This window comes from Pseudomonas folii, from assembly GCF_014357575.1.
Taxonomy (GTDB): Bacteria; Pseudomonadota; Gammaproteobacteria; order Pseudomonadales; family Pseudomonadaceae; genus Aquipseudomonas; species Aquipseudomonas folii.
Map to the genome: position 1 here is coordinate 1 of NZ_JACONW010000007.1, position 12,897 is coordinate 12,897.

At 58.2% G+C, this 12,897-nt stretch carries 8 protein-coding genes; 5 read left to right on the plus strand and 3 right to left on the minus strand.

All coding sequences use genetic code 11. The features are described 5' to 3' along the window. Nucleotides 1-97 precede the first annotated feature (97 nt). Nucleotides 98-1,165, minus strand: coding sequence for a 23S rRNA (cytidine(2498)-2'-O)-methyltransferase RlmM (gene rlmM / locus H8S59_RS02890; protein ID WP_187520454.1), 1,068 nt, complete (start codon nt 1,163-1,165; stop codon nt 98-100). A 211-nt stretch (nt 1,166-1,376) separates the two neighbouring features. Here rlmM and acnA point away from each other — a divergent pair, with 211 nt between their 5' ends. Next, nucleotides 1,377-4,121, plus strand: coding sequence for an aconitate hydratase AcnA (gene acnA, locus H8S59_RS02895; RefSeq protein WP_187520455.1), 2,745 nt, complete (start codon nt 1,377-1,379; stop codon nt 4,119-4,121). Between the two features lie 290 nt (nt 4,122-4,411). After that, nucleotides 4,412-5,272 (plus strand): shikimate dehydrogenase, encoded by an 861-nt coding sequence (locus H8S59_RS02900; protein ID WP_187520456.1) that lies wholly within the window; start codon nt 4,412-4,414, stop codon nt 5,270-5,272. Nucleotides 5,273-5,510: 238 nt separating this feature from the next. Here H8S59_RS02900 and H8S59_RS02905 read toward each other — a convergent pair whose 3' ends face one another. Continuing rightward, nucleotides 5,511-6,182, minus strand: coding sequence for a TetR/AcrR family transcriptional regulator (locus H8S59_RS02905; RefSeq protein ID WP_095100664.1), 672 nt, complete (start codon nt 6,180-6,182; stop codon nt 5,511-5,513). A gap of 93 nt (nt 6,183-6,275) precedes the next feature. Then, on the minus strand, nt 6,276-8,183 hold the full coding sequence (gene quiC / locus H8S59_RS02910; protein WP_187520457.1) for a 3-dehydroshikimate dehydratase QuiC: 1,908 nt from the start codon (nt 8,181-8,183) through the stop codon (nt 6,276-6,278). Nucleotides 8,184-8,776: 593 nt separating this feature from the next. On the opposite strand from quiC, the gene H8S59_RS02915 reads away from it, so the two are divergent. The 3 genes from H8S59_RS02915 to H8S59_RS02925 all read left to right on the plus strand — a co-directional run bounded on the left by H8S59_RS02915 (nt 8,777) and on the right by H8S59_RS02925 (nt 12,783). Beyond that, nucleotides 8,777-10,114 (plus strand): MFS transporter, encoded by a 1,338-nt coding sequence (locus H8S59_RS02915; RefSeq protein WP_095100668.1) that lies wholly within the window; start codon nt 8,777-8,779, stop codon nt 10,112-10,114. Between the two features lie 207 nt (nt 10,115-10,321). Then, on the plus strand, nt 10,322-11,113 hold the full coding sequence (locus tag H8S59_RS02920) for a CPBP family intramembrane glutamic endopeptidase (protein WP_187520458.1): 792 nt from the start codon (nt 10,322-10,324) through the stop codon (nt 11,111-11,113). Nucleotides 11,114-11,217: 104 nt separating this feature from the next. Continuing rightward, nucleotides 11,218-12,783: a methyl-accepting chemotaxis protein gene (locus H8S59_RS02925; protein WP_187520459.1), complete on the plus strand. Its 1,566-nt coding sequence runs from the start codon at nt 11,218-11,220 to the stop codon at nt 12,781-12,783. Nucleotides 12,784-12,897: the final 114 nt, after the last annotated feature.

Genomic DNA, 12,897 nt, shown 5'->3' on the forward strand with positions numbered 1-12,897 from the left:
GGCTAAAGCCGGTCCCACTTCAGTTTGCGGGTAAATATAGAATCTCCCGCAGGATCACATTTCAATTCATGCTCAGGTGAGAGTAGTCAAACGACTCTCAGCCCTTGCGCTTCCCATCCAGCCGACGCAAATGGCAGGTCACTTCTTCGCGGTCGTGATACAGCTGCTTGCAGCCGATCTCGACCCGAATACCTCGCGCTTCGAAGCCCTCCTCAATGCGCTGCAACAGGCGACTGACTTCGGCATAACGCTGCTTCATCGGCAGCTTGAGGTTAACCACGGCTTCGCGACACAAGCCTTCGCCCAGCCAGGTTTCCAGCAAAGCAGCGTTACGCGCAGGCTTTTCCACGATGTCACAGACCATCCAGTCCACCGGCTGACGCGGTTTGTATGTAAAACCGTCAGCCATCAAATGTTGAACCAGCCCGGTGTCCATCAGGCTTTCGGCCATGGGGCCATTGTCGATAGCCGTCACCAGCATGCCTCGACGTACCAGTTGGTAAGTCCAGCCACCCGGCGCAGCGCCGAGATCGACACCGGTCATGTCACCCGAAAGACGCTCATCCCACTGATCACGCGGGATAAAGTGATGCCAGGCTTCTTCCAGCTTCAGCGTTGAACGGCTCGGCGCTTCACGGGGAAATTTCAAACGAGGGATGCCCATGGGCCACATCGCCGAATTGTCGGCATCCGCCAGACCGAGAAACACTTCGCGACCACTCTTGAACGTCAGCAACAGGCGAGGTTTACGCGGGTCGTCTACAAGTTTGCCAGCCTGAGTCAGCGCCCTGCGCAGCGGGGCTTCGAACTTGCGGCAGAACGTCGAAAGCTCCTTGCCGTCGTTGGTGTCCACTACCTCGAGCCACAGGCTGCCGCAGGTAGCGAAGTTGGCCATGTGCGCCAGGATCACACTGATGCGGTCGGTTTCCGGCAGTTCCAGAAACACACCCCGCGCCCATTGGCGAGGGAAGATCAGTTTCGAGAAGCGCTGGCCATTCATAAGCCGCTCGGCACCGTCGTCCTCAGTGCAGACAAACTCGGCGCAGGCCGTATTCGGCTTGGCTTTGGCATATCCAGAAACATTAAGGCGCGCCGCATGTTCGGCGATTTCAGAACACACTTCGCCTTCAAAGCCCGGGCGGCAGTGCATAAACAGGGTGTTCATGGGGGTGCTCCTGAACACGTCGACCTATACGAGAAAGATTAATCTCTGCGACGCAAAAGGCGAGCATGATAGCTGAATCAGGAACCACTGGAGTGACCAACGGGTCAAGTACTGCATAAGTCATAAATCACAAGCGGCGCTATCGCGTCAGCTTTCCAAGGATTTCAATCGTCCAGTCCGTGCCGTGCGGACGCATCAAAGGAGTTATTTCATGCCCTCCCTCGATAGCCTGAACAGCCTGAAAACCCTCGAAGTCGATAACAAGACCTACCACTACTTCAGCCTGCCGGAAGCCGCCAAGACATTGGGCGACCTGAGCAAGCTGCCCATGTCCCTCAAGGTCCTGCTGGAAAACCTGCTGCGCTGGGAAGACAACAAAACCGTCACCGGGACCGATCTCAAATCGCTGGCTGCCTGGCTGGGGGAGCGGCGCTCGGACCGGGAAATTCAATACCGCCCCGCCCGTGTGCTGATGCAAGACTTTACCGGCGTGCCCGCCGTGGTCGATCTGGCTGCCATGCGCGCCGCCGTTGCCAAGGCTGGCGGCGATCCGCAGCGGATCAACCCGTTGTCCCCCGTGGATCTGGTCATCGACCACTCGGTGATGGTCGACAAGTTTGGCGATGCAGACTCCTTTGCGCAAAACGTCGACATCGAAATGGAGCGTAACGGCGAGCGTTACGCCTTCCTGCGCTGGGGTCAGAGCGCTTTCGACAACTTCAGCGTGGTGCCGCCAGGGACCGGGATCTGTCACCAGGTCAATCTGGAGTACCTGGGCCGCACGGTCTGGACCAAAGACGAGGATGGCCGTACCTACGCATTCCCTGACACGCTGGTCGGCACCGATTCTCACACCACCATGATCAACGGCCTCGGTGTACTGGGTTGGGGTGTTGGCGGTATCGAAGCGGAAGCAGCGATGCTGGGTCAGCCGGTGTCGATGCTGATCCCGGAAGTGATCGGTTTCAAACTCAATGGCAAGCTCAGGGAAGGCATCACAGCTACCGACCTGGTGCTGACCGTCACGCAAATGCTGCGCAAAAAAGGCGTGGTCGGCAAATTTGTCGAATTCTACGGTGACGGTCTGGCGGAACTGCCATTGGCTGACCGTGCCACCATCGCCAACATGGCCCCTGAATATGGTGCGACGTGCGGTTTCTTCCCGGTCGACGAGGTGACCCTGGACTATCTACGCCTGTCCGGTCGTCCTGATGAAACCGTGAAACTGGTTGAGGCCTACTGCAAGGCCCAAGGCCTGTGGCGCCTGCCCGGCCAGGATCCGGTGTTTACCGACAGCCTTGAACTGGATATGAACACGGTCGTAGCCAGCCTGGCCGGTCCAAAGCGCCCTCAGGATCGTGTCGCCCTGCCTGATGTTTCCCAGGCATTTACTGACTTCCTGGGCCTGCAATTCAAACCCGCCCAGAAAGACGAAGGCCGTCTGGAAAGTGAGGGCGGCGGCGGTGTCGCGGTGGGCAATGCGGATCAAGTGACCGGCGAGGCCGAATACGAATATGAAGGTCGCACCTATCGCCTGAAAAACGGCGCGGTGGTGATCGCGGCAATTACCTCATGCACCAATACCTCCAATCCCAGCGTGATGATGGCCGCCGGCCTGGTCGCGAAAAAAGCTGTAGAAAAAGGCCTGAAAACCAAGCCTTGGGTGAAGACCTCTCTGGCTCCGGGCTCCAAGGTGGTGACTGATTATTACAAAGCCTCCGGGCTGACGCAGTACCTCGACGCGCTGGGCTTCGATCTGGTGGGCTACGGCTGCACCACGTGCATCGGCAACTCCGGGCCGCTGCCTGAGCCTATCGAGAAAGCCATTCAGCAGTCGGATCTGACGGTGGCTTCAGTGCTGTCCGGCAACCGCAATTTCGAAGGCCGCGTGCATCCGTTGGTCAAAACCAACTGGCTGGCCTCCCCGCCGCTGGTTGTCGCCTATGCGCTGGCCGGTAGCGTGCGCATCGATATCAGCAGTGAATCGCTGGGGGAAGGCGCGGATGGTAAGCCGGTTTATCTGCGCGATATCTGGCCAAGCCAGAAGGAGATCGCAGAAGCGGTTGAGCAAGTCAATACCGGTATGTTCCACAAGGAATACGCCGAAGTATTTGCCGGTGACGAACAGTGGCAAGCCATCGAAGTGCCGCAAGCCGCAACTTACGTGTGGCAGGACGATTCAACCTATATCCAGCACCCGCCCTTCTTCGACGACATCGCAGGTCCGCTGCCGGTTATCGAAGACATCCACGGCGCCCGCGTGCTGGCCTTGCTGGGCGACTCGGTAACCACCGACCACATTTCCCCGGCCGGTAACATCAAGGCAGACAGCCCGGCAGGCCGCTATCTGCGCCAACAAGGCGTCGAGCCGCGAGACTTCAACTCTTACGGTTCTCGCCGCGGTAACCACGAAGTGATGATGCGCGGGACGTTCGCCAATATCCGTATTCGCAACGAGATGCTCGGCGGCGAAGAAGGTGGCTTTACCCTGCACGCCCCCACTGACGAGAAGATGCCGATTTACGATGCGGCCATGCGTTATCAGGCCGAAAACACGCCACTGGTGATCATTGCAGGTCAGGAATACGGCACCGGTTCAAGCCGTGACTGGGCCGCAAAAGGCACGAACCTGTTGGGCGTCAAGGCGGTGATTGCCGAAAGCTTCGAACGTATTCACCGTTCTAACCTGGTGGGCATGGGCGTACTGCCGCTGCAATTCAAGAACGGCCAGAGTCGCAAGACACTGAACCTTACCGGCAAGGAGACGCTGGATATCAGCGGTCTGACCCATGCCGACCTTCGTCCCGGCATGAGCCTCAAGCTGACAATCACCCGCGAAGACGGCACGCAGGAAATCGTCGATGTGCTGTGCCGCATCGATACGCTGAATGAGGTGGAGTACTTCAAGGCGGGCGGGATTCTGCATTATGTGTTGCGACAGTTGATTGCATCTTGAGTAGCTCAGGGACCTGGTGACAGGACCCAACCTATGTGGGAGCGGTGCTTGCCCGCCATAAACGGTAACGCGGTATGTCTTCTAGCTGCGTCTCATGCATCGCGGGCAAGCACCGCTCCCACAGGATCTCATTCCAATTCCACTGCAGGCTCAGCAATAAGGGCGATAAACGAACAGATTTATCGCCTTGTCTTCATCCTGGCTCTTCCGCAGAATTAACCATCTGGTACATTTTGCTGAAACCGCATTCTTCGATCCCTGGATGCGGCATCTAATAAGAGCCGATCGCCATGACTGTCATTCGTAAACCGTCCGTTCTCGCCGGCCTTATCGGTTCGGGTATCCAGGCTTCGCGCACCCCGGCGCTGCATGAGCACGAAGGCGATGCCCAAGGCATCCGCTATTTGTACAGATTGCTCGACCTTGATGCGCTCAAACTCGACATCACCGCCCTGCCCGACTTGCTCACCAGCGCCCAGCGCATGGGCTATACCGGTCTGAACATTACCTTTCCCTGCAAGCAAGCGGTTATTCCGCTACTGGATGATTTGTCGCCTGAGGCCAGAGGAATTGGCGCGGTGAACACGGTGCTGTTCAAGGACGGGCAGCGGATCGGCCACAACACCGATTGCCTGGGTTTCGCCGAAGGGTTCCGTCGCGGCCTCAATGACGTGCCACGCCAGCGCGTTGTGCAGATGGGTGCCGGTGGCGCGGGCGCTGCGGTGGCCCATGCGTTGCTGGCCGAAGGCGTTCAGCAGCTGAGCATCTTTGAAGTGGACCCGGCCCGGGCGCAGGGTCTGGTGGACAACCTCAACACCCACTTCGGAGAAAATCGGGCGGTGGTGGGTCGTGATTTGCGTGAAGCCATGGCCGCTGCCGATGGCCTCGTAAACACCACCCCGGTCGGCATGACCAAACTGCCCGGCACACCACTGCCTCCGGAGCTTTTGCATAAAGCCCTGTGGGTCGCGGAAATCATCTATTTTCCGCTGGAAACCGAACTGCTCAAACACGCCCGCGCCCTGGGCTGCCGCACGCTGGATGGCGGCACCATGGCGGTGTTTCAGGCGGTCAAGGCCTTCGAACTGTTCAGCGGCCAGACTGCGGATGCCGGGCGCATGCAGGATCACTTTGCGAGCATGGGTGATTGACTACTGGGTTGACCCTAAGACTTTCACAGGCCCGACTCACCAAGGAGCAGAGCTTGGTTTGCTCCTTGTGTGATCTCAAGATTGGCGACGTGGGACCGGCTTTAGCCGGGAAAGCTGCAGATCTGACGACAAAGATTCAGCGGCTGTAATGGCCTCTTCCCGGCTAAAGCCGGTCCCACGTCGGCTGCCGACAGACTTAGAATCTCCTACTTTTTGAATCCCTTTTTCAATTTTGGATTCAAGGCCGCAGGTATCGACTCACCGAATCACACAGCATCGCCTTGTGCCGCTGTTTGATCTCGTCGTTGACCAATTCAATCTGGAAGATCTCGGAAAAGGTGTGGCGGTTCGAGATCCGGTAGAAGCAGAACGAGCTGATCATCAGATGCAGGTCGATGGCGTTCACGCCCTGGCGAAACACTCCCAGCGCTTCCCCGCGTCGGAGAATCTTGTCGAGGATGCTGACAATATTCTGGCTGAGCTCGCGAATGGTCGGTGACTGTTTGACGTTCTCGCCGTTGTGGATGTTCTCGATGCAGACGATCCGTACGAAGTCGACGTTGCGGTCGTGGTGGTCGAAGGTGAATTCCACCAGCCGCTCAATGGCCTGCATGGGCTCCAGCGCATCCAGATTGAGTCCGCTTTCCGTGCGGCGAATGTCGCCATAAAGCTTTTCCAGTACCTCGGCGTACAACTGCTCCTTACTGTTGAAATAGTAATAAATCATCCGCTTGGAGGTTTTTGTGCGCTCGGCGATAGCGTCCACCCGCGCACCGGACAAGCCCTGGGCGACGAATTCGGCAATGGCTGCCTGCAGGATGTCATCCCGGGTTTTTTCCGGATTATTTTTGCGCCCTGTCGCCGTTGTTCTAACCGGGGCGATCACGGCACTTTCATCAATAGTTGTCATTTCAGCGGCATACCACGGTCAGATCGGGGCGGTGCTATGTTTTTCATAGTCCTGGGGCCGCCCTCGAGGCTCAAAATGACTGCGCTACATGGATCAGAGCCGGGCCTGGCGAGCAGCTCCGCTGCGTGTCTTGGCCATGGCTGCCAGGCGCACGGCGACGTTGGCGGCGCCGTAACCCACATAGCCATTCTTGCGCTGCAGGATCTCGAAGAAAAAGCGATCGTCGAACGGCTCGGTGTACACGTGAAACAGCTCGCCGCCTTGGGCATCGCGGTCGTAAAGCACGTTGTAATAAGCCAGTTCGCTGAGGAATTCGTCATCGAAATCGAAGCGCGCGGCCAGATCGTCGTAGTAATTGAGCGGGATGTCCAGCAGCTTCAAACCAGCCTCTTTGGCACGGCTGACTTCAGCGAAGATATCTTCGCAGGCAAAAGCAATGTGGTGAACGCCTGAACCCCGGTAACTGGACAGCGCGTGAGAAATCGCCGTGTTGCGGTTTTCCGAGATATTCAGCGGCAAACGCACGGTGCTGCAACGGCTGCGCAACGCCCGGCTTTTCACCAGACCATAAGGGTCGGGCAGGACCACTTCGTCGTCGGCTTCGAAATCCAGCAGGCTTTTATAGAACAACACCCAACTGTCCAGACTGTCCGCAGGCAGCGCCATGGCCATGTGGTCGATACGCTGCAGTCCGCCACCCGCTTGGGCGTTCGGGTTCACCACGAAGTCGATGTCGTAAATCGATTCGCCCGGTACCGCAGGCTCCACCAGATAGATCAGGCTGCCATCCGGTGCACGTACCGACGGGACTTCCCGTTCGTTAGGCCCAACCAATCCACGGTACGGCTGGCCTTTAAAGGCCTGGGCACGTTCCAGCGCTACCGAGCCGCTCTCGACTCGTAACGCTGTGGCACAGAGTGATGGACCGTGTGCCTCAAAAAAACTGTGAGCGAACGAATAAGGTTCGGCGTTCAACACGATCTTGATATCACCCTGCCCCATCAGGCTGACGGCCTTGGAGCGGTGCTGACCTAGCTTGGCGAAACCGAGATTACCCAGCCAGCCAGCGAGGCGCGCGCCCTGAGCGTCGTCCACGGCAAACTCGAGAAACTCGACGCCGTTGTAAGTGCTGGCGGGCGGCGGGCTGAACAACAGATCCTTGGCGACGGGCTCATTCTGCTGCTCCAGCAACAGGCGGGTTTTCTCTTCCAGATAAAGCAACGAGCGCAAGCCATCGGCAGCATTGGATCGTGGGGGTGCCGCGCGGAAGCCGTCATTGAAGATTTCCAGTGACAGCGGCCCGGTGTAGCCCGTTTTCAGAATTGGCGCGAGGAAGCCCGGCAGATCGAATTCGCCCTGACCGGGGAAGCAACGGAAGTGGCGGCTCCACTCCATGACATCCATGGCCAGAATCGGCGCGTCGGCCATTTGCACAAAGAAGATTTTGTCGCCGGGGATTTGCGCAATCGCGCTCGGATCGCCCTTCAGGGACAAGGTGTGAAAACTGTCGAGCAACACGCCCAGGGCGGGATGATCGACCTGTTTCACCAGATTCCAGACTTGTTGCCAGGTGTTGACGTGACGGCCCCACGCCAGCGCTTCGTAGCCCACCCGCAACTGACGGGCACCGGCGCGCTCGGCCAGCATCGCCAGGTCATCGCGAAGGATATTTTCGTCACCCAGAGAGTCGGCGGCGCTGTTGCTGCAGACCAGTACCAGATCGGTGCCCAGTTCCTGCATCAGGTCGAACTTGCGCTCGGCGCGGTCAAGGTTGCGTGGCAAGCGGTCGCGGCGGCAGCCTTCGAAGTCTCGGAAAGGCTGAAACAAGGTAATGGCAATGCCCAGATCAGCGCAGATCTGCCGCACATGGCGGGGACTGCCATCGTAGTAAAGGAGGTCATTTTCGAAAATCTCGACACCGTCAAAGCCGGCAGCGGCGATGGCTTCGAGTTTTTCCGGCAGGGTTCCGCTCAAGGAAACGGTGGCAATCGAACGTTGCATGTTTGACTCCTGTGAGATCGCGACTTCTGCAGATCGCATGTCTAGTGCCCATCAAATGACCGTACGGCAAAAGCACGGATTGGGGGTAACTGAATTATTCTCCCGGCCAACGGCCATCGCAATTCATAATGTACCAGACAGTTAGTTTAATGTTCGATAATCGCCCAAAAGCAGATTTGTCTGATTGACGCTTTTGTCGGGCGTGCTCAACATCAGCAGCACATTGTCGAACAAGGCCAACCGCCCGAAGTTGATAACGCCTTTGCAAGCACACCATAACAATTTCAAAAACAGGGTCACGCACATGCCTTCATACACTGATTCTCCCCGCTTCCGTCCCGGTCCTGTTGGCTACTCAGCCCTGGCTCGTACGTCGATGAACACCGCTCTATCAACACTATTGGTAGAAACGCGTATCGGATCGGCTTCAGCCTGATTAAAATCCAGCGCCCACGAAATCAGCTCCTGCGGCGTAACCGTCGTTGTAGAGCACTGCGGCCTTCATCGGCCACGATTCGAGACGCTTTCACAGTTTGGCTTTTATAGCCTGATTCAGGGCCACTTGCCTGAATCCTGGAACGGACGGCTTAACCATGATTCACACACACTCTGCCGCCAAGACGGCTAACGTCGCTCATCCGCACGCCAGCATGGGCGAGAAAATCCGCGGAGCCTTGGCCGTCGGCAAGGTTCGCTGGGGCATGCTCGCGCTGGTATTTTTTGCGACCACCCTGAACTACATCGACCGTGCCGCCCTGGGTGTCATGCAGCCCATCCTGGCCAAGGAAATGGGCTGGACGGCGATGGATTACGCCAACATCAACTTCTGGTTCCAGGTGGGTTACGCCGCAGGCTTCCTGCTGCAAGGCCGCTTCATCGATCGGGTCGGCGTGAAACGCGCCTTCTTCCTGGCCGTACTGTTGTGGAGTGTCGCCACCGGTGCCCATGGTCTGGCAACCTCGGCCACTGGCTTCATGATCTGCCGATTCATACTGGGCCTGACCGAAGCCGCCAACTACCCGGCGTGCGTCAAGACTACGCGGTTGTGGTTCCCCGCAGGCGAACGCGCCATTGCCACCGGCATCTTCAACGCCGGGACCAACGTCGGTGCGATGCTTACCCCTGCGTTGCTGCCGTTCATTCTGACTATCTGGGGCTGGCAAGCCGCGTTCGTCAGCATGGGTTTGCTCGGCCTGTTCTGGGTCGTGACCTGGCGCCTCAAGTACTACAACCCCGAAGACCACCCGAGCGTCAGCCAGACCGAACTGGATTACATCAATCAGAACCCTGAGCCTGAGCCGGTCAAAGTACCTTTCTCGCATATCCTCAAGATGCGCGGCACATGGGCGTTCGCCATTGCTTACTCGCTGACGGCCCCTGTGTTCTGGTTCTACCTGTACTGGCTGCCGCCGTTTCTCAATCAGCAATACAACCTGGGTATCAGCGTGACCCAGATGGGCATTCCGTTGATCCTGATCTGGCTGACCGCTGACTTCGGCAGCATCGGTGGCGGCATCTTATCGTCCTGGCTGATTGGCCGAGGCATGCGCGCCACCACGGCCCGATTGCTGTCAATGCTGATATTTGCGATCACTATCTGCAGCGTGATATTTGCCGCCAATGCCAGCGGACTCTGGGTCGCGGTACTGGCGATCTCCCTCGCTGTGGGTGCGCATCAGGCCTGGACTGCGAATATCTGGAGTCTGGTGATGGACTACACGCCTAAACATCTGATGAGCACAGTGTTCGGCTTCGGCGGCATGTGCGCGGCCATCGGCGGGATGTTCATGACCCAGATCGTCGGTGCCGTTCTGACGGCGACCAACAACAATTACAGCGTGTTGTTTACCATGATCCCGGCGATGTACTTCATTGCGCTGACCTGGATGTACTTCATGGCACCGCGCAAGGTCGAAACGCTCAAGGACTGAATCTCGCTACGCATCGACCCGGCCGCTTCCTCGCAAGCGGCCTTTTTTTGCCTTGCAGAAACATCCCACAAAACTTTCCCTCAGATAAAACTGACAAAAGAACTGGAAATTACCCTGCCGGATCAGTGAAGCTTGGCGCCCGCTTAAACACCAGCACTTCACGACGGCCTGAAGCAACACGCGCGAACGGATTCCAGGGAGCAACCCATGCCGGCGATACGCTGGACCAGCCTGACGCTACTCATCCTCGGCTACTGTATTGCCCTGAGCTTTGGCGACCTCAGCCTGCCAGCGGCAGTGACATTTGGTCTGCTGGTGATGGCAGGCATCTGCGTAACGCAATTCAGCCAGCGAGCGGTGGTGTGCTTCGGTCACGGGTTATTCATCACCCTGGCTTTCGCTTTGGCGATTCACTGGCTGCCCGGCTTCTTCAGCGAGCGTGTCATCGCGGCTCAACGCTTCTCCCCCGAAGCCGCGCCATTCTCGATGTACTTCTATCTGGACAAACCACTGATCGGCATCTGGATTGTGCTGGCCTGTCCGTGGCTGTTACCGGCAATACCTGCAAGGCAGGCATTGAAAACCGCTGTATTGACCTTGCTCGGGACAAGTGCAGTCTGCATGACCCTGGCGGTCATGCTGGGCGTCACCGGCTGGTCGCCCAAATGGCCAGCGCAAGGCACGCTGTGGCTGTTGAACAACTTGTTGCTGGTCACCCTCACCGAAGAGCTGTTCTTTCGCGCCTATCTGCAGGGGGGCTTGCAGCGTCTGCTGCAACGCGTGCCTTATGGGCCAGCACTGGCGCTTTGTGCGGCCTCCTTGCTGTTCGGCCTGGCTCATTTGGGCAGCGGATGGCAATGGGCACTCCTGGCCGGAATCGCCGGAACAGGCTATGGCCTTGCCTACCGCTTCGGCGGATTACAGGCAGCGGTGGTCACACATTTCGGGCTCAATCTGTTGCATTTCAGCCTGTTCACGTATCCGGTTTTTGACCGCTGAGCCAGTCATCATCGTCGGTGACTTGTGGGTCATTTGGCAAAAATGCTCAATAAATGAGTATTTTTGTCGATAACGTCACAAAGCCCCAGCGGATCGGACAGCTCATGCGTAATAACCAGCCCATCACTCAGCGCGAACGGACATTCCCTGCACAACAGCGTTTGATTTCAACCACAGATGCCCGTGGCGTGATCACCTATTGCAACGACGCCTTCGTCGAAATCAGTGGTTTCTCTCGGGAAGAACTGCTCAACGCGCCCCACAATACCGTTCGACACCCCGACGTGCCGCCAGCAGTTTTCGAACATATGTGGAGCACGCTCAAGCAGGGCCTGCCGTGGATGGGCATCGTCAAAAACCGCAGCAAGAATGGCGATCATTACTGGGTCAACGCTTACGTCACGCCGATGTTCGAAAACCAGAAGGTCGTGGGCTTCGAATCAGTGCGGGTTAAACCGACTGCCGAACAGATCAAGCGTGCCGAGGCGCTTTACAGCCGCCTGAACAAGGGTAAATCAGCCGTTCCAGGCCGTGATAAATGGCTGCCGGTATTACAGGACTGGCTGCCATTCATTATGGTCAGCCAGCTCAGTTTCCTGATCGGCGTGTGGCTCAACACCAGTTGGGGCTTCGCTTTGGCTGCCGGTTTGTCCGTGCCATTGGGCCTGCTGGGCCTGTCCTGGCAGCAACGTGGCATCAAGCGCCTGCTGCGTCTGGCCGAGCAGACCACTTCTGATCCGCTGATTGCGCAGATGTATACCGACAGCCGTGGCCCGCAGGCCCGTCTGGAAATGTCGATCCTCAGTCAGGAAGCACGCTTGAAGACCTGTCTGACGCGTCTGCAGGACACGGCCGAGCAACTGACCGGTCAGGCACGCCTATCCAACAGCCTGGCCAATTCCAGCTCCAGTGGTCTGGAACGCCAGCGCGTCGAAACCGAACAAGTCGCCACCGCCATCAACCAGATGGCCGCCACGACCCAGGAAGTAGCCAGCCACGTGCAGCGCACCGCTGACGCCACTCAACAAGCCAACCAATTGACCCGTCGTGGCCGCGACATTGCCGGGGAAACCCGCGAAGCCATTCAACGCCTGTCCCGGGCGGTTGGCGAAACCGGCCTGACGGTGACCCAACTGGCTCAGGACAGCAACGAAATCGGCGGCGTGGTCGACGTGATCAAAGGCATCGCCGACCAGACCAACCTGCTAGCACTGAACGCGGCCATCGAAGCGGCCCGCGCCGGAGAAATGGGTCGCGGCTTCGCCGTCGTCGCTGACGAGGTACGCCAACTGGCGCAGCGCACCGCCGAGTCCACCGGGCAGATCCACGGCCTGATCGCCAAGCTGCAAAGCACTGCCAACGCCGCCGTGCAGACCATGAACACCGGCCATCGTCAGGCGGAAGAAGGCGTCGCTAAAGTGCTGGAAGCCGACGAAGCGTTGGTCGGCATCAGCGAAGCCGTCGCCAACATCACCGACATGACCACTCAGATCGCCGCTGCCACCGAAGAGCAAAGCTCGGTCGCCGAAGAGATCAGCCGCAACATCGCCACCATCGCAGACCTCGCCGACCAGACCTCCGGCGAAGCGCAACGCTCGGCCGTCCTCAGCGGTGAACTGACCGACACCGCCAACTCCCAGTACTCACTGGTGGAACGCTTTAATCGCTGATTATCCGGCGTTATCGAAAACCCCGGCAGACGTGTTCTGCCGGGGTTTTTTATTGGCTGTTGCCGTGTAAAGCGATGACGCAGGACTACAAAGTTAATGAAGTAGATTGTAGGC

Bases quoted from the DNA above. Each gene is read 5' to 3' on its own strand.
- H8S59_RS02920 (WP_187520458.1), top strand. From the start codon at position 10,322: ATGCCGGCGATACGCTGGACCAGCCTGACGCTACTCATCCTCGGCTAC.
- H8S59_RS02925 (WP_187520459.1), top strand. From the start codon at position 11,218: ATGCGTAATAACCAGCCCATCACTCAGCGCGAACGGACATTCCCTGCA.
- quiC (WP_187520457.1), bottom strand. From the start codon at position 8,183: ATGCAACGTTCGATTGCCACCGTTTCCTTGAGCGGAACCCTGCCGGAA.
- H8S59_RS02915 (WP_095100668.1), top strand. From the start codon at position 8,777: ATGATTCACACACACTCTGCCGCCAAGACGGCTAACGTCGCTCATCCG.
- H8S59_RS02905 (WP_095100664.1), bottom strand. From the start codon at position 6,182: ATGACAACTATTGATGAAAGTGCCGTGATCGCCCCGGTTAGAACAACG.
- acnA (WP_187520455.1), top strand. From the start codon at position 1,377: ATGCCCTCCCTCGATAGCCTGAACAGCCTGAAAACCCTCGAAGTCGAT.
- rlmM (WP_187520454.1), bottom strand. From the start codon at position 1,165: ATGAACACCCTGTTTATGCACTGCCGCCCGGGCTTTGAAGGCGAAGTG.
- H8S59_RS02900 (WP_187520456.1), top strand. From the start codon at position 4,412: ATGACTGTCATTCGTAAACCGTCCGTTCTCGCCGGCCTTATCGGTTCG.